The sequence below is a fragment of the Massilia varians genome (assembly GCF_027923905.1).
In the GTDB taxonomy this organism is placed as follows: Bacteria; Pseudomonadota; Gammaproteobacteria; order Burkholderiales; family Burkholderiaceae_D; genus Telluria; species Telluria varians_B.
In genome coordinates this window covers 5,420,656-5,437,271 of the sequence record NZ_AP026966.1, presented here as the reverse complement: position 1 = coordinate 5,437,271, position 16,616 = coordinate 5,420,656, and the positions used below count along the sequence as shown (strand labels likewise).

General features: G+C 65.6%; 16 protein-coding genes. 9 read left to right on the top strand and 7 right to left on the bottom strand.

Translation table 11 applies throughout. The features are described 5' to 3' along the window. Window positions 1-68: 68 nt before the first annotated feature. The 4 genes from MasN3_RS24530 (at window position 69) to MasN3_RS24515 (ending at window position 3,372) form a co-directional block, all read left to right on the top strand. A complete protein-coding gene (locus tag MasN3_RS24530) occupies window positions 69-1,181 on the top strand; it encodes a Re/Si-specific NAD(P)(+) transhydrogenase subunit alpha (RefSeq protein ID WP_281910991.1) in 1,113 nt (370 codons plus the stop codon). Window positions 1,182-1,204: 23 nt separating this feature from the next. Continuing rightward, window positions 1,205-1,546: an NAD(P) transhydrogenase subunit alpha gene (locus MasN3_RS24525; protein ID WP_281910990.1), complete on the top strand. Its 342-nt coding sequence runs from the start codon at window positions 1,205-1,207 to the stop codon at window positions 1,544-1,546. Continuing rightward, window positions 1,543-3,000: an NAD(P)(+) transhydrogenase (Re/Si-specific) subunit beta gene (locus tag MasN3_RS24520; RefSeq protein WP_281910989.1), complete on the top strand. Its 1,458-nt coding sequence runs from the start codon at window positions 1,543-1,545 to the stop codon at window positions 2,998-3,000. The genes MasN3_RS24525 and MasN3_RS24520 overlap by 4 nt, the downstream gene beginning before the upstream one ends. A 147-nt stretch (window positions 3,001-3,147) precedes the next feature. Continuing rightward, window positions 3,148-3,372 (top strand): DUF7661 family protein, encoded by a 225-nt coding sequence (locus MasN3_RS24515; RefSeq protein ID WP_281910987.1) that lies wholly within the window; start codon window positions 3,148-3,150, stop codon window positions 3,370-3,372. Between the two features lie 3 nt (window positions 3,373-3,375). Here the strand turns inward: MasN3_RS24515 and MasN3_RS24510 are convergent, their stop codons facing one another. The 4 genes from MasN3_RS24510 to MasN3_RS24495 are packed head-to-tail and all read right to left on the bottom strand — an operon-like array spanning window position 3,376 to window position 7,658. Continuing rightward, window positions 3,376-4,524, bottom strand: coding sequence for a UbiH/UbiF/VisC/COQ6 family ubiquinone biosynthesis hydroxylase (locus tag MasN3_RS24510; protein WP_281910984.1), 1,149 nt, complete (start codon window positions 4,522-4,524; stop codon window positions 3,376-3,378). Further along, window positions 4,524-5,867 (bottom strand): aminopeptidase P N-terminal domain-containing protein, encoded by a 1,344-nt coding sequence (locus tag MasN3_RS24505; RefSeq protein WP_281910983.1) that lies wholly within the window; start codon window positions 5,865-5,867, stop codon window positions 4,524-4,526. Before MasN3_RS24505 ends, MasN3_RS24510 begins: the two co-directional genes overlap by 1 nt. Next, complete coding sequence (gene murU / locus MasN3_RS24500) at window positions 5,864-6,583, bottom strand: N-acetylmuramate alpha-1-phosphate uridylyltransferase MurU (RefSeq protein ID WP_281910981.1); 720 nt, start codon at window positions 6,581-6,583, stop codon at window positions 5,864-5,866. Before murU ends, MasN3_RS24505 begins: the two co-directional genes overlap by 4 nt. Before the next feature lie 16 nt (window positions 6,584-6,599). Beyond that, window positions 6,600-7,658, bottom strand: coding sequence for an aminoglycoside phosphotransferase family protein (locus tag MasN3_RS24495; protein ID WP_281910980.1), 1,059 nt, complete (start codon window positions 7,656-7,658; stop codon window positions 6,600-6,602). 96 nt (window positions 7,659-7,754) lie between these two features. On the opposite strand from MasN3_RS24495, the gene MasN3_RS24490 reads away from it, so the two are divergent. From MasN3_RS24490 to MasN3_RS24470, 5 genes are all read left to right on the top strand, one after another. Then, window positions 7,755-10,034: an LPS-assembly protein LptD gene (locus MasN3_RS24490; RefSeq protein ID WP_281910978.1), complete on the top strand. Its 2,280-nt coding sequence runs from the start codon at window positions 7,755-7,757 to the stop codon at window positions 10,032-10,034. 81 nt (window positions 10,035-10,115) lie between these two features. Then, window positions 10,116-11,498, top strand: a complete 1,383-nt coding sequence (locus tag MasN3_RS24485) for a peptidylprolyl isomerase (protein WP_370662317.1) — start codon at window positions 10,116-10,118, stop codon at window positions 11,496-11,498. Window positions 11,499-11,507: 9 nt separating this feature from the next. Next, window positions 11,508-12,557 carry a 4-hydroxythreonine-4-phosphate dehydrogenase PdxA gene (pdxA, locus tag MasN3_RS24480; RefSeq protein WP_281914592.1) on the top strand — a complete coding sequence of 350 codons (1,050 nt, stop codon included), beginning with the start codon at window positions 11,508-11,510 and terminating at the stop codon, window positions 12,555-12,557. 22 nt (window positions 12,558-12,579) lie between these two features. Next, the gene (gene rsmA / locus MasN3_RS24475; protein WP_281910976.1) at window positions 12,580-13,350 is read left to right on the top strand and encodes a 16S rRNA (adenine(1518)-N(6)/adenine(1519)-N(6))-dimethyltransferase RsmA; all 771 of its coding nucleotides are present in this window, start codon (window positions 12,580-12,582) and stop codon (window positions 13,348-13,350) included. A 227-nt stretch (window positions 13,351-13,577) separates the two neighbouring features. After that, window positions 13,578-13,751, top strand: a complete 174-nt coding sequence (locus tag MasN3_RS24470) for a hypothetical protein (RefSeq protein WP_169728133.1) — start codon at window positions 13,578-13,580, stop codon at window positions 13,749-13,751. A 50-nt stretch (window positions 13,752-13,801) separates the two neighbouring features. Here MasN3_RS24470 and MasN3_RS24465 read toward each other — a convergent pair whose 3' ends face one another. From MasN3_RS24465 to MasN3_RS24455, 3 genes are all read right to left on the bottom strand, one after another. Then, window positions 13,802-15,001: an ISL3 family transposase gene (locus MasN3_RS24465; RefSeq protein ID WP_370662345.1), complete on the bottom strand. Its 1,200-nt coding sequence runs from the start codon at window positions 14,999-15,001 to the stop codon at window positions 13,802-13,804. A 271-nt stretch (window positions 15,002-15,272) separates the two neighbouring features. After that, entirely contained in the window at window positions 15,273-15,929 is a 657-nt protein-coding gene (locus MasN3_RS24460; protein ID WP_281910974.1) for a hypothetical protein, read from the bottom strand. A 29-nt stretch (window positions 15,930-15,958) separates the two neighbouring features. Continuing rightward, complete coding sequence (locus tag MasN3_RS24455; protein WP_281910973.1) at window positions 15,959-16,546, bottom strand: hypothetical protein; 588 nt, start codon at window positions 16,544-16,546, stop codon at window positions 15,959-15,961. Window positions 16,547-16,616 lie beyond the last annotated feature (70 nt).

Below are 16,616 nucleotides of genomic sequence, written 5' to 3'. Positions count from 1 at the left end.
GTTTTTGAGCAATTCGCGTAATTACATGATAGATTGTGGACCGATGTGTCCACTGAACGGAGGGATTCATGAGAATTGGCATACCGGCCGAGACCAGGCCGGGCGAGACCCGCGTTGCTGCAACTCCCGAAACCGTCAAGAAGCTGGCCGCGAAACACCAGGTGCTGGTCGAGAGCGGCGCCGGGGTCCGCGCCTCCTACCCCGATGCCGCCTATGAAGCGGCCGGCGCGCACATCGTCGATGGCGCCGCCGCCTTCGGCGCCGACATGGTGCTCAAGGTGCGCAGCCCCGACGGCGCCGAGCGTGCCCGCATGCGTCCGGGCAGCGTCCTGGTCGGCATGCTCAATCCCTTCGATACCGAGAACCTGGCGGCGCTGGCCGGCGCCGGCCTGACCGCGTTTGCCCTCGAGGCCGCGCCGCGCATCACGCGCGCCCAGTCGATGGACGTGCTTTCCTCGCAGGCCAACATCGCCGGCTACAAGGCCGTGATGCTGGCCGCGAACACCTACCAGCGCTTCATGCCGATGCTGATGACGGCGGCCGGCACGGTCAAGGCCGCGCGCGTGCTGATCATGGGCGTGGGCGTGGCCGGCCTGCAGGCGATCGCCACCGCCAAGCGCCTGGGCGCCGTGATCGAAGCCTCGGACGTGCGCCCGCCAGTAAAGGAACAGGTCGAGTCGCTCGGCGCCAAGTTCATCGACGTGCCCTACGAGACCGAAGAGGAGCGCGAGATCGCGCAAGGCAGCGGCGGCTATGCGCGTCCGATGCCGGCCAGCTGGATGCAGCGCCAGGCGGCGCTGGTGCACGAGCGCGCCAAGCTGGCCGACATCATCATCACAACCGCCCTGATCCCGGGCCGCAAGGCGCCGGTCCTGATCGGCGAAGAGACCGTGCAGGCCATGAAGCCGGGCTCGGTGATCGTCGACATGGCGGTCGAGCAGGGCGGCAACTGCCCGCTCACGGAGCTGGGCCGCACGGTGGTCAAGCATGGCGTCTACATCATCGGCGAACCGAACCTGGCCTCGCTGGTGGCGGCCGACGCTTCCGCCCTGTATGCCCGCAACGTGCTGGACTTCCTCAAGCTCGTCATCGACAAGGAAGACCGGTTCGTGATCGATCGCGAGGATGAGATCGTGCGCGCCACGCTGGTGTGCGCGGACGGCGCGGTATTGCGTAGCTAAGAACCGGACCCGAGGAGCGGAGCATGGAAATCAGCCACACCATCATCAACCTGATCATCTTCGTGCTGGCCATCTACGTCGGCTACCACGTGGTCTGGAACGTCACGCCCGCGTTGCACACGCCCCTGATGGCGGTGACCAACGCGATCTCGGCCATCATCATCGTCGGCGCCATGCTGGCCGCCGGCCTCACCGAAGGGCTGGCCGGGCAGGTGGCCGGCACCGTTGCCGTGGCGCTGGCCGCCGTCAACGTGTTCGGCGGCTTCATGGTCACGCGCCGCATGCTCGAGATGTTCAAGAAGAAGGAGCCGAAACGGTCCGGCGATCCGGCGGCTGCGAAGACCACGGCGGAGGAGCGGGCATGAACTTCATCAGCATGAACCTCGTGACCCTGTTCTACCTGGTGGCCTCGGTCTGCTTCATCCAGGCGCTCAAGGGCCTGTCCTCGCCGTCCACGGCGCGCATCGGGAATACCTTCGGCATGGCCGGCATGGCAATCGCCGTCCTGACCACCATCGCCCTGATGTTCAAGCTGCAGGCGCAAGTGGCCACGGGCGGCGGCATGGGCTTCACCCTGGTGCTGCTAGGGGTAGTGGTGGGCGGCGCGATCGGCGCGGTGGCGGCCAGGAAGGTCGAGATGACCAAGATGCCGGAGCTGGTGGCGGCGATGCACTCGCTGATCGGCCTGGCCGCGGTGTGCATCGCGATCGCCGCCGTGTCCGAGCCCTGGGCGTTTAATATTGCCGAGCGTGGCGGTGCGCTGCCTTTCGGGAACCGACTGGAACTGTTCATCGGCACCTTCGTCGGTGCGGTGACCTTCTCGGGTTCGGTGATCGCCTTCGGCAAGCTGTCGGGCAAGTACAAGTTCCGCCTGTTCCAGGGCGCGCCGGTGCGCTTCGCCGGACAGCACATCCTCAACCTGGCGCTGGCGATCGCGATCATCGCGCTGGGACTGGTGTTCTGCTTCGACGACAACGTGGCGCCGGCGTGGACGCCCTTCATCGTCATGGCCGCGCTCTCCTTTGTTCTGGGCGTGCTGATCATCATCCCGATCGGCGGCGCCGACATGCCGGTGGTGGTGTCGATGCTGAATTCCTACTCGGGCTGGGCGGCGGCGGGCATCGGCTTCTCGCTGAACAACTCGATGCTGATCATCGCCGGTTCGCTGGTGGGCTCGAGCGGCGCGATCCTCTCCTACATCATGTGCAAGGCGATGAACCGCTCCTTCTTCAACGTGATCCTGGGCGGCTTCGGCGGCGAGGCGGCGGTGGACGATGGCGCGGCGAAGGAGCAGCGCCCGGTGAAGTCCGGCTCGGCCGACGACGCCGCCTTCATCCTGCAGAACGCGGAATCGGTGATCATCGTCCCCGGCTACGGCCTGGCGGTGGCGCGCGCCCAGCACTCGGTGAAGGAACTGGCCGACAAGCTGCTTGAACATGGCGTGCAGGTGCGCTATGCGATCCACCCGGTGGCGGGCCGCATGCCGGGCCACATGAACGTGCTGCTGGCCGAGGCCGAGGTGCCCTACGACCAGGTGGTCGAGATGGAAGACATCAACGGCGAGTTCGGCCAGACCGACGTGGTGCTGGTGCTGGGTGCGAACGACGTGGTGAACCCTGCCGCCAAGGACCCGAAGTCGCCGATCGCCGGCATGCCGATCCTGGAGGCCTACAAAGCCAAGAGCATCATCGTCAACAAACGCTCCATGGCCTCCGGCTATGCCGGCCTGGACAACGACCTGTTCTACCAGCCGAACACGATGATGGTGTTCGGCGACGCCAAGAAGGTGATCGAATCGATGGTGAAAGCCGTCGAATAATCAACTACTTGCAACCAAATGAGGGTCAGCGTTGAATTATTTTCCAGTGGATCCCGCGATCTGTCGCGCTTGAATTAGAAACGGCGCCTCCTCAACTGATCCGGGGCTGTTGGCGAATCATTCGACGCTGACCCTCATTCCTCCACCATGCACACACACCGTTTCAATGTTTTCGGCACCTTGATTGCCATTAGCGGCAAGCCGGGCGCATGGCAGGCCTTCTATCCCGGCAATGACGGCACGCGACGGCCGGCCGACTTCATCGTTCCCGCCGACGTCAGCGAGGAGGGCCTGGCCGACTACCTGGCCGATCTGTTCCATGAAGACGCCACGCCCAGGCGCAACACGGTCGAGCGCCTCCCTGCCAGCTAGGCTTTAGCGGCGGCCGAACATCATCAGGTCGGCCAGCAGCAGGCGCGCCGGCTTGACCAGGTCCAGCGCGGCCAGCGACAGGCCCAGCAGGGGCTGCAGCGGGCCGGCGCCGGTGAAGGCGCGGGCCATGGTGTCGGTGAGGGAGATCGTCAGGCGGCGGTCCTGGGCGCGTTCGCGCATGAAGCCTTCGACCGCGCCAGGGGTTGCGCCGCGTGCCAGCTGGCGCGCCAGCACGGCGGCGTCGCGCAGGCCCAGGTTCAGGCCCTGGCCGGCCACCGGGTGCAGGGTCTGGGCGGCATTGCCGATCGCGACCGTCCGCGCGGTGGCGCGGGCTTCGGCGTTCAGGCCGAGCGCGAAGGCCACGCGCGGCGAGGCGGCGGTGAATGTGCCGAGGCGGGTGCCGAAGGCCTCGCCCAACTGGGTGAGAAAAGCGGCATCGTCGAGCAGCTGGACATCCAGCGCCCGCTCCGGGCGCATGCACCACACCAGCGCGTACTGGTGGCCATCGCCGCCATCCTGCGGCAGCAGGGCCAGCGGACCTTCTTCGGTGAAGCGTTCGAAGGCGCGGTGGGCGAACGGTTGGCTCACGCTCACGCGCGCGATCAGGGCCGTCTGGCCGTAGTCGCGCTGCTGCGCCTTGCCGTCCTGCTGGCCGAACACGCCGCCCTCCGCCTGCACCGCCACCCGGGCGAACACGGCGCGGCCGTCGTCCAGGCGCAGCGCCACGCCATCGTCCTCTTCGTCGAAGGAGGCGACGCGGGCCGGGCGCAAGGTGGCGACGCCGGCCTTGTCGCAGGCGCGCGCCAGCGCGTCCACCACGTCGCCGTAGCGCGCCACATAGCCGAGCGCCGGCAGTTTGTGCTCGGCGCGGTCCATCAGGCTGCGGCCTAGCTGGCCGCGGCGCGAGACATGGATCTCGTGGATCGGCGTGGCCGGCAGCGGCCAGGCGCGCACTTCTTCGAGCAGCTGCACGCTGCCCCAGGACAGCGCGATCGAGCGCGGGTCGGTGATCGCCTGGCCCAGCGACTTGCCGTCGATGAGGGCGATGCGGCTGCCCTCGACGCCACGCCGTGCCAGGTGCGCGGCCAGCGCCAGCCCGACCGGACCGGCGCCGCAGATCGCCACATCGACTTCCATGCGTTCGTCCGTCATCAGCGCTCCTTCATCATGTTCTCAATCTCGGCCACGCCTTTCGGCGCATCCCCCGAGAGCACCCGGCAGCCGTCGTCCGTGACGATCACGTCGTCCTCGATCCGGATCCCGATGTTCCAGTACTCTTCCGGCACGCCCTGCGCCGGACGCACGTAGATGCCCGGCTCCACCGTCAGCGCCATGCCCGGCAGCAGGGGGCGCGAGGGTTTGTCGGCCGCGCTCAGGTCGCGGTAAGGGCCGACGTCGTGCACGTCCATGCCGAGCCAGTGGCCGGTACCGTGCATGTAGAACTGCAGATGCGCCTTGTCGGCGATCGCATCATCAAGCGAGGCGTATCTGGCGCGCTCGAGCAGGCCGAGGTCCAGCATGCCCTGGGCCAGCACCTTGAGCGCGGCCTCGTGCATGCCGCTGTAGGGCCGGCCCGGCGCGATTGCGGCAAGGGCGGCTTCCTGCGCGCGCAGCACCAGCGCGTACAAGGTTTTCTGCGCTTCGCTGAAGCGTCCGCTCACCGGCCAGCTGCGGGTGATGTCCGAGGCATAGCCATCTAGCTCGCAGCCCGCATCGACCAGCACCAGCTCGCCCTCGCGGCACTGGCGGTCGTTCCGGTTGTAGTGCAGGACGCAGGCGTTGGCGCCGGAAGCGACGATCGGGGTGTACGCCGGGAACTGGGCGCCGTTACGGCGAAATTCATGCAGCAGCTCGGCCTCGATCTCGTATTCGAACACGCCGGGACGGGTAAAGCGCATCGCACGGGCGTGGGCGGCTGCACTGATGGCGGCGGCGCGCGCCATCAGCGCCTGCTCGTCCGCATCCTTCAGCAGGCGCATCTCGTCGAGCATGCCGAGCAGGTGGTGGGTGCTGCCGGGGGCCGTGATGCCGCTGCGGCCCTGCGCACGCACGGCCTTGAGCCAGCTTGCGACCTGGGCGTCGAGCGCGGCGCTGTGGCCGAGCGCGTAGTACAGCGCCGGCACGTTGGCCAGCAGCTTGCCCATCTGCGCATCCAGCTCAGCGATCGGAAACGCCTCGTCGAAGCCGAAGGCGATGCGCGCCGCTTCCGGCCCATGGCGGTAGCCGTCCCAGATCTCGCGCTCCGGATTCTTCTCGCGGCAGAACAGGATCGAGCGCGCGGGCGTGTCGCCGGTGGGCGCAACCAGCACCAGCACGCTGTCCGGCTCGGTGAAACCGCTCAGGTAATAGAAATAGCTGTCGTGCCGGTAGGGATAGTCGCTGTCGCCGTTGCGCAGCACCTCCGGCGCGGTGGCCAGCACCGCGACCGATCCCGGCTGCATGCGCGCCGCCAGGCGCGCACGGCGTTCGATGTGGCGCGCAACCGCGGCCGTCATGACCCCGTCTTGGCCGCCAGCGGCGCGTTCAGTTCTTCCAGCTGCTGGGCGGTGCCGACGTTGACCCAGGGGCCCTGGTACAGCTCGCCGCCCACGCGGCCCTGCTCGATGAACTTGCGCATCAGGGGGCCGAACTTGACGAAGTCCCCGGCCTGGATCCCCGCGAACATCTCGGGGCGGTAGACGCCGATGCCGGCGAAGTTCCACTTCTCCGGCCCGTCGTTCCTCAAGGTATACATGTCGAGGGCGAAGTCGCCCTGCGGGTTATGCCAGGGATTCGGCGTCAGCCACAGCCAGGCGATGTCGCGCTTGTCCGCCGGGTAGGGGATGCCCAGCATGTCCTTGTCCTTCAGGACGTCGAACACCTGCGAGAAGTCGAAGTAGGGCGCATAGATGTCGCCCGACACCGCGAGAAAAGGCTCGTCGCCCAGCAGGTGCAGGGCATTGGCGATGCCGCCCGCGGTCTCGAGCGGGGTCGGCTCGTGCGAATACACGATGCGGGCGCCGTATTTGCTGCCGTCGCCCAGCTCTTCCTCGATCATGTGGCCGAGGTGTGAGTGGTTGATGACGATGTCCTTGATCCCGGCGCGCACCAGGTTCAGCACGTGATAGGTGATCATCGGCCGTCCACGCACCTTGAGCAGCGGCTTGGGGCAGGCGTCCGTGAGCGGGCGCATGCGCTCGCCGCGGCCGGCGGCGAAAATCATGGCTTTCATGAGAAAGGAATCGTCCTCAGAAGGTGTAGCCGACCTGCGGCGCCTTGTCCTCGAGCGAGTCGAGCAGGCGCAGCAGCGGCTTCAGTTCGGTGTAGCGGTTGGCGGTGCGGCGCACGTAATCCATCACGGTCGGCAGGTCGCCCATGTAGTTCGGCTTGCTGTCGCGGTAGTTCAGGCGGCAGAAGATGCCGAGGATCTTCAGGTGGCGCTGCAGGGCCATGAATTCGAAGTCGCGGTAGAAGGCGTCGATGTCCGGGTTGACCGGCAGGCCGACCTGCTTCGCGCTCTGCCAGTAGCGCACCACCCAGTCCAGCACGATTTCCTCGTCCCACTGGATGTAGGCGTCGCGCAGCAGCGAAGCCAGGTCGTAGGTGATCGGGCCGTAGACGGCGTCCTGGAAATCAAGCACGCCCGGATTGCCCTGTTCGAGCCACATCAGGTTGCGCGAATGGAAGTCGCGGTGCATGTAGACCTGCTGCTGCGCCAGCACGTTGGCGGTGATCGCCTCGAATACGCCATCGAGCTGCTTTTGCTGTTTTTCGTCCAGGGTGACGCCCAGGTGGCGCCCGATATACCACTCCGGGAACAGATTCATCTCGCGCAGCACGAAGGCGCGGTCGAATTCCGGCAGCTTGCCCGGCTCGCTGGCGAGCTGGAACTTGAGCAGGGCGTCCACGGCGCTCGAGTACATGAAGGCGGCATTGTCCGAATCCAGGCGCTGCAGGTAGGTGGTCACGCCGAGGTCGGACAGCAGCAGGTAGCCGTTCTCGACGGCTCTGGCGACGATGGCCGGGGCGGTGACGCCGGCGTCCAGCAGCAGGCCCTGCACGTGGATGAAGGCCGGCACGTTCTCGCGCTCGGGCGGGGCATCCATGGCCACCAGGGTCGGGCCCAGCTTCTCGCGCATGGCCGGGACAACGTCGTAGCGGAAATAACGACGGAAGCTGGCATCCGCGGATGCCGGGCGGCCGGTTTCCACTTCCACCAGGCCGGTCGAGGCCAGCCATTCGTTCAGCTGCTGCAGGCGCGCGTCCTTGTCAGCGGAAGTGGAAGAATTTTGATACAAAGATGACATGAAGCGGCCTGGTGAATCGGGTTGATCAAAGTTATTCCCATATAATAAGGGATTCATTCCAAAAATACCGCCCTTTATGGCGCACGCAGATTCTCCATGAGCTGGTTTTCGGCCCACCCATTTCCTCCGCGACAAGCGCTCGCATTGTATGTACTGGCCAGTGCGGCCGCCGGCGTCGCGCTGCCGCTGCATGCGCAGGACGTCGCTCCCACGCCACAGTCGAGCGCATCGCGCGACGAGCAGGACCTGCCGATCACGATCCGCGCCGAGGAGATCAGCGGCCGTCCCGACCGCCAGATCAACCTCGAGCGCAACGTCGAACTGACGCGCGGCCAGACCCGCCTGAGCGCCGACAGCGCCTGCTACCTGCGCGTCGAAGACCAGGTCACGGCCACCGGCAACGTCAATATGTGGCGCTTCGGCGACCGCTACAAGGGCGACGAGCTGCAGCTGAACCTCGAGACGGGCAAGGGCTACGTGCTGCGCCCCGAATACCGCTTGCAGCTGAATAACGCCCAGGGCAATGCCTCGCGCATCGACTTCCTGGGCGAGGACGTGGCGCTGGTGCGCGACGGCACCTACAGCACCTGCGAAGGGCCGGACCCGGACTGGTACCTCAAGTCGAGCACCCTGCGCCTGGACAGCGGCCGCGACGTCGGCCTGGCCGGCAAGACCGTCATCTATTTCAAGGACGTGCCGATCATCGGCACCCCGGCCCTGTCGTTCTCGCTGTCGGGGGCGCGCCGCTCCGGCTGGCTGGCGCCCACCGTGGGCTTCGGCTCCAAGGGCAAGGCCGAGGTCATGGTGCCGTATTACTTCAACATCGCGCCCAACCGCGACCTGACGTTCTACCCGCGCATGATGTTCGACCGCGGCCTGCAGCTCGGCGCCACCGGGCGCTACCTGGGCGTCACCGACCTGGGCGCCTACAACGGCGAGACCCACGTCGAGGGCCTGCGCAAGGACCGCGTGACCGGTGAAAACCGCTGGCGCGTCGATTCGGTGCATACCCAGGCGCTGGGCCCGGGCTGGTCCTACGGCTGGAACCTGCATGGGGCCTCGGACGACGAATACCCAAGCGATTTCTCGCGCACTGTGGCCGCCAGCGCCGAGCGCCAGCTGCTGCGCGAGGTGCGCACCGACTTCGTCGGCCAGTTCTGGAACCTCTCCGCGCGCGCCCAGAACTACCAGGTGCTGCAGGACCCGGCCGCGGTCGATGACCCGAGGCTGGAGGTGCCGCGCCCCTACGACCGCCTGCCGCAGATTAACTTCCACGCCGGCCGCTACGACGTGAAGGGCTTCGACTGGGCGGTGGATGCCGAGGCGGTGAGCTTCTGGCACCCGAAGCTCCTGCGCGGCAACCGTGCCGTGGCCGTGGCCCAGGTCAGCTATCCGATCGTGCGTCCGGGCTGGTTCGTCACGCCGAAAGTCATCAGCCACCACACCAAGTACGACCTGGACCGCGCCAACGGCTACACCGGCCCGACCAAGCTGTCGCGCAGCCTGAACACCTTCTCGCTCGACAGCGGCCTGGTGTTCGAGCGCGAGGCCTCGCTGTTCGGCAACGGCGTCACCCAGACCCTGGAGCCGCGCATGTTCTATGTGCGCACGCCGTACAAGGACCAGAGCCTGTTCCCGAACTTCGACACCGGCCGCGCCGGCTTCAACTACGCGCAGCTGTTCAGCGAGAACCGCTACGTTGGGCTGGATCGCGTCTCGGACGCCAACCAGCTGACCGCCGCCGTGGTGTCGCGCTACATCCAGACCGACGGCGCCGAGCGGCTGCGCCTGGCCTTCGGCCAGCGCATCTATTTCGACGAACCGCGCGTGCGCCTGCCGGGCGAGCCGGTGCACCAGAGCCGCTCGGACGTGCTGCTGGCGGCATCGGGCCGCATTTCCGAGACCTGGAGCTTCGACAGCGGCGTACAATACGACGCCACCGGCAGCAACCTGTACAGTTCGAACCTGAGCACGCAGTGGCGGCCGGCCCCGATGAAGGTCCTGAACGCCGAATACCGCTACCAGCGCGGCAGCTTCCGCAACGTCGACCTGTCGGGGCAGTGGCCGCTGTCCTCGCGCTGGTACGGCGTCGGCCGGGTGAGCTATGCGCTGCGCTCCTACTCCGTGGGCAGCCTGGAGCCGGGCAAGGGCAAGCTGCTCGAGAGCCTGATCGGCCTGGAGTACAAGGCCGATTGCTGGGTGTTCCGTTTCGGCGCACAGCGCTTCGTGACCGCGGCCCAAAATACCTCGACGCCGATCTTCTTCCAGCTCGAGCTCAACGGACTGTCGCGCCTCGGTTCGGGCAGCCCGCTCGACGCCTTCAACAAGGCGGTGCCGGGCTACCAGCAGCTGACGAGCAATGTGGGGCGGCCCTGATTTTTAAGGACGTCTTAAACGCTGTGGAGTACACTCCACGGCTGGCTATATGATTCTTCACCCTGAATGAGTGCTTTCCAGATGACGCGTACCACCCGTTTGCACACTATTAAGCTCGCCGCAGCCCTGCTGTGCGCGCTGACCGCGGGCCAGGTCCTGGCCCAAGACACGGCGCCGGCCGCCAAGCCGGGCAGCGGCTTCCTGCCGCCGGCGTCGGCCAGCGCCAAGGTGCTCGACTCGATCCACGTCGTGGTCAATGACGAAGTGATCACGAAAAACGAGGTGCGCAACCGCGTGGCCCAGACCGCGCAGAACCTGAAGGCGCGCAACGTGCAGCTGCCGGACCAGTCCACCCTGGAACGCCAGGTGGTCGAGGCGATGATCGTCGAGCGCGCCCAGCTCCAGCTGGCCAAGGAAATGGGCGTGCGCGTCGACGACCGCAGGCTCGACGCCACCATCGCCCGCATCGCCGAGAACCAGAAGATGTCGGTGCAGGAGATGCGCAACCAGATGGAGAAAGAGGGCCTGCCTTTCGGGCAGTTCCGTGAAGACATCCGCAACGAGATCATGATGCAGCAGTTGCGCGAGCACGAGGTCGACTCCAAGATCCAGGTCTCGGAAGCCGAGATCGACACCTACCTGGCCGCCTCCAAGGCCGCCGCGGCCGACCGCGTCGAGATGAACCTGGCGCAGATCCTGGTGGCGGTGCCCGAGAACGCCTCGCCCGAGCAGATCGCCGCACGCCGCGCCCGCGCCGAGGAAGTGGCGCGCCAGCTGCGCACCGGCGCCGACTTCGCCAAGATGGCCGCGACCTATTCCGACGCCCCCGACGCCCTGAAGGGCGGCGAGATCGGCTGGCGCGATCCGGACCGCCTGCCGGAAATCTTCGCGACCCAGCTGCGCAAGCTCAAGCCGGGCCAGGTGACCCCGATCATCAAGACCAACGTCGGTTTCCACATCCTCAGGATGGCGGACCAGCGCAGCCTGGCCGACGAGGCCGCGGGCGAGGACGCCGTGGTCCAGCAGACCCGCGTCAGCCACATCCTCATGAAGCCGACGCCGACCATGAACGCGGCCGAGGTCAAGAAGAAGCTGCTCGAAATGAAGGAAAAGATCGACAACAAGACCGCCACCTTCGAAGACCTGGCGCGCCAGAACAGCCAGGAGCCGGGCAGCGCGGCCAAGGGCGGCGACCTGGGCTGGCTGGAGCCGGGCGACGCCGGTCCGGAATTCGACCAGGCCCTGTCCACCCTGAAGCCGGGCGAGGTCTCGGACGTCATCGAATCGCCGTTCGGCTTCCACATCCTGCGCGTCACCGAGCGCAAGTCGGAAGACCAGAGCAAGCAGCGCGAACGCAATAACGCACGCCAGGTGCTGCGCGAACGCAAGATGCAGGAAGCGCTGGAAGACTGGATGCGCCAGGTGCGCGACCGCGCCTACGTCGAGTTCCGCGAGGAGCACTAAGCCATGGCCATGCCGAATGGACGCCGGCCTACCCTCGCGGTCACGGTCGGCGAGCCGGCCGGCATCGGTCCCGAGATCTCGATCCGCGCGGCCTGGGCGCTGCGCGAATCCGCCAACTGCGTGCTGGTCGGCGACGCCGCCTTCCTGGCGCTCACCGCCAGCCTGATCGATCCCGCCATCCGCCTGTCGGCCCTGTCGATCCAGGCCCTGCGCAACGGCGGCCTGCCGCACTTCGGCACGGACCGCCTGGCCGTGATCGACGTGCCGCTCGCCGCCCACGTCGTCCCCGGCAAGCTCGATCCGGACAACGGGCGCGCCGTGCTGGCCACCCTGGACCTCGCGATCGAAGGCGCCCTGACGGGCTGGTTCGACGGCATCGTCACCGCGCCGCTCCAGAAAAGCACCATCAACGACGCCGGCGTGGCCTTTTCCGGCCATACCGAATACCTGGCCGAAAAAACCAATACGCCGAAGGTCGTGATGATGCTTGCCGGGCAGCCCGGCGCGGCAGGGGGAAGCGAGCAGCCCTACCTGCGGGTGGCGCTGGCCACCACCCATTTGCCGCTGAAGGACGTCCCGGCGGCGCTGACGCCGGAGAACCTGGCGCAGACCATCGACATCATCGACGCCGACCTGAAGAACAAGTTCGGCATCGCCGCACCGCGCATCCTGGTCACCGGCCTGAACCCGCATGCGGGCGAGAACGGCTACCTGGGCCGCGAGGAGATCGAGGTCATCACGCCGGTGCTGGAGCAAAGCCGGGCGCGCGGCATCGACGTGCGCGGGCCGTATCCGGCCGACACCCTGTTCCAGCCGAAGTACCTCTCGGGGGCCGACTGCGTGCTGGCGATGTACCACGACCAGGGCCTGCCGGTGCTCAAGCACGCCACCTTCGGGCGCGGCATCAACGTCACGCTCGGCCTGCCGATCGTGCGCACCTCGGTCGACCACGGCACCGCGCTCGACCTGGCGGCGCAGGGCCTGGGCCTGGCCGACTGCGGCAGCATGATCGAGGCGATCCGCGCCGCCATGCAGATGGCGGCCTCGAACCGCCGCTAAAACGAACCATCACTAGAACACCATGAGCAAACACGTAGCACGCAAGCGCTTCGGCCAGAACTTCCTGACCGACAAACTCGTCCTGGACAACATCATCGACGCCATCGGCCCGCAGCGCGGCCAGGCGATGGTCGAGATCGGCCCGGGCCTGGCCGCCATGACGGCGCTGCTGCTCAAGTCGCTCGACCACATGCACGTCGTCGAGCTGGACCGCGACCTGGTGGCGCGCCTGGAAAAGGCCTACCCGCGCGAGAAGCTCACCGTGCACTCGGGCGATGCGCTGAAGTTCGATTTCGGCGCGATCCCGGTGCCGGAAGGCCAGAAGCTGCGCATCGTCGGCAACTTGCCGTACAACATCTCGAGCCCGCTGCTGTTCCACCTGGCCGAATTCGCGCCGCTGGTCGAGGACCAGCATTTCATGCTGCAGAAGGAAGTGGTCGAGCGCATGGTGGCCGAGCCGGGCACCAAGGCCTACAGCCGCCTGTCGGTGATGTTGCAATGGCGCTACGACATGGACCTGCTGTTCATCGTCCCGCCGACCGCCTTCGACCCGCCGCCCCAGGTGGATTCGGCAATCGTGCGCATGATCCCCAAGCGCCAGAAACTCGAGGTGGATGGCGGCACGCTGGAAAAAGTCGTGGCCAAGGCCTTCTCGCAGCGCCGCAAGGTGATCCGCAACTGCGTGGCGGGGATGTTCACCGAGGCGCAGCTGGTCGAGGCCGGCATCGATCCGGGCGCGCGGCCGGAGGCGGTGGGCCTGGAACAGTACGTGGCGCTGGCCAATCTGCTTTGATCTCCCTGCGCAGGACGGCTCCTCGCCGTCCTGCGAAACGCCACCGAATCCTGCTCTACATTGCGCTGCACAAGAGCAGCGCATCCCGCATTTCGTCCCTTCATCCGCCAATTCCTGCAGTCCGTCGCACCCCGGTGGAAGCCGCGGGAGGCCTTGGCTAAAGTACTCCCATCGACAAGCCGCGCGACACACGAAGCGGCCCACCAACTCACCGAAGGGAGCATATCATGAACGTCCTCAAGCACATGGAAGCCATCTTCCTCGCCACCCTGGTCCTCGCCGGCGTCAGCAGCTATGCGCAGGCCGCCACCAGCCGCGCGGCCGAGGCCTACAACGCCCAGGTCTCGGTCGGCGCCTCGCAGGTCGCCGTGGTGAAGGTCACGGCCAAGCGTCCGGCCTGATTCCCGACCGCCGGTTCCGGCCGTGCCGGAGGGCGGGCGAAAAAAAAGGTTCATCGCGTTTTGCCGGGAAACGCATCCTTGATTTTCAGGAAGAAGTAGGATGCATCCCGAAATCCGTAGGCCATGCGCTTGATGACTTTGATGCGGTTGTTGACGCCTTCCAGGATCGATGAGTTCATCGGATAGATGGCCGAAGCCAGAATGCCGCGCCGGTACTTGGCCAGCCGTTTGGCAAACTGGATCAGCGGTGTGATATGGCTTTCCAAGGCGAGTTTGAGCCAAGCCTTCCATCGACGAGCACCTTCCCGGACCGATGGCGCATACCAGATCTCTTTCAATTCGGTCTTGAGCAGGTAGACCGTTGCCAGCGGCTGATTGGCGGCGAGCAGTTCTTCGAGCTTGACGGCCTGTTCGGCCTTGAGGTTGTCGCGGTTGCGTAGTAACAGCCAGCGGCTACGCTTGATGACCTGGCGCGCTTTTGGTTCGGCCCGTAACGTATTGGCTTGATCGACGCGCACCCGGTCGACGACTTCGCGGCCGAAGCGGGCCACGACATGAAACAAATCGTAGACCACCTCCGCGTTTGGACATTGCTGACGCACTTCAAGGTCCATGGCCGTGTTCATATCCATGGCCACCGCCTCGATTCGCTGGCAGCCTTGCTCGCCCAGCAGCTCAAAGAATGGCCGGATCGCTTCCCGGCTGTTGCCTTCCCCAACCCACAAGACGCGCATACGCTCGGCATCCATGGCCACGGTAGCGTAGCGATGGCCCTTGTGCAGGGCAAATTCGTCCATGACCAAGCGGCGTACGCCCACCGCCGAGAAGTCGCCGTGCAGCTGCTTTAGTCGCCGATGATCAATCTCTTTGATGGTATGCCAGTGCAGCCCGGTCAACCGGGCTATATGGGCTATGGGCAGCAACTGCGCCAGCGCCTCGACCCACAGACGCACGCGGTGCGTGATGCGCGCCCGGCGGTCGAGCCAAACAATGTGCTCGGCCACTCGTGCATTGCAGTGATGGCAGTCCAGCCGCCGTACCGGCACATCGAGCCAGACGCGCTTGTCCAGAACGTCGCGATCGCGCACCTTACGCCTTCGGCGCTCATGCACCAGGGCGCAAGGCTGGTGGCACGCTCCGCACACAGCATCCCTTGCCGGGCAGGTATCGAGAACGATTAACAGTGATCCGTCTTCTTGTTCTTGGACGGTGTCGACAATATGGCCTTCCCAAAACGGGACAGACGACATAGCATTGAGCATGGCGGTGGTTTGATAGACTGATTTGTTTGGCGACTATCAATCTACCAACATCAGGCCACCGCCACCACCTCCCGATTAGATCGTCAACCCCGTCTTCCCCCATTCCCCGCGAAGAACCAAAAAAAAGCCCGCTGGGTAGCGGGCTTGAAATCCAATTCTTTTCTGAGGAGAGTTGGAGGAGACAGGAGCTAGTATGCTGCGTCACAGCATATAAGTCCAATATTAGTTTCGCATATTCGACATAAGTTTTTTGAATATCTTATGGCGCCGAGCGAACGCAGGTGATGTTGATGTTGGTAACATCGGCATCGCCCATGACGCCGGTCGGGTTCTGGACCGTGCAGACGGCGTCTTTCGGCTGGGTCACGATGGTGACGCCGTAGGACTGGTTGTACTCCACTGGCGCGCCCATCGTGTACTTGAAGGCGGCGCCGTCGGTATTGGTGTCGCCCGGTACGATCAGGGTGCTGCCGGTGTTGCTGCCATTGGTCAGCACGAGGCCGGTATTGTCCTTGGTCAGGCCCGAGACTTCTCCGCCAATCTCGTGCGTCGCAATGAAGCACTCGAAACGGGCGTTAATGACGGCCAGCTGGCCGGCCGTGCCGGTCGGGCTGTTCGGCGCGTACTGGAAGACACGGCAGTTCTGGTGCTGCGGATTGGACGTGATGCGCACGTCATACGTGTCGCCGTACTCGAGCTTTTTCGAGAAACTGAACTTGACATCGTCGCCGGCCTTGGCCGGCGGCGCGATGTTGATGGTGTCGGTGCCGTTATTGGTCAGCATCATGCCCGGGTAAACGACGCCGGAGACACTACCGCCCACCGTGAAATTATCGTCGTCGCCACCGCCACCGCAGGATGCCAGGGCCGCTGCCATTACCAGCATGCTTGCCGGACGGATCAGGGTAAACTTCATGAAGCTTGCTCCAGGATAGACAGTGTTGATCAAGTGCGCGGGCCGCAGGTCACGGTCACGTTGGTGATGTCGGCCTGGCCGACGGTGCCGGTGCCATTGGCCACCGTGCAGGTCTGGTTCTCGGGCTGGGTCAGGACCGCGATGCCGTAGGGCGCGTCCTCGTTGACCTTGGCCATCGTGAAAGAGGTGGCGCCGGGCGCGATCGTAACGCGGTCGGCGCCATTGACCAGCACCAGGTTGCCGGTCAGGCCACTGACCGTTCCCGTCAGCGCATGCTGGCGGATGGTGCACTCGACATAGATGGTGTTGACATCGATCGCGACCTTGCCTTTTCCGTTGGTGACCTTGCAGGTCTCGGCATTGGTCGGGAAACTCTTGACCGTGACGTTGTACTCGGAATCGGTTTCCACCATATCAGGGAAATAGAAACTGCCGACACCGTTGTTGGTCGGATTGATGGCCAGGTCGGAGCCGCCATTGTTCTGCAGGACCAGGCCAGCCCTGGTCACGCCGGAAAACGAACCGCTGATAACGCGGTCGCCGCCGCCGCCGCCGCAGGCGGACAGCGCCAGCGCGCATGCCAGCGCAGCACCGGCACGCAGGTACGAACTCTTCATAATTTCTCCAAAAAATCTGACTGGTGAACGTGCAAAGCGTGTGCAAGTGAGCTGTGGACACGCGGGTGGA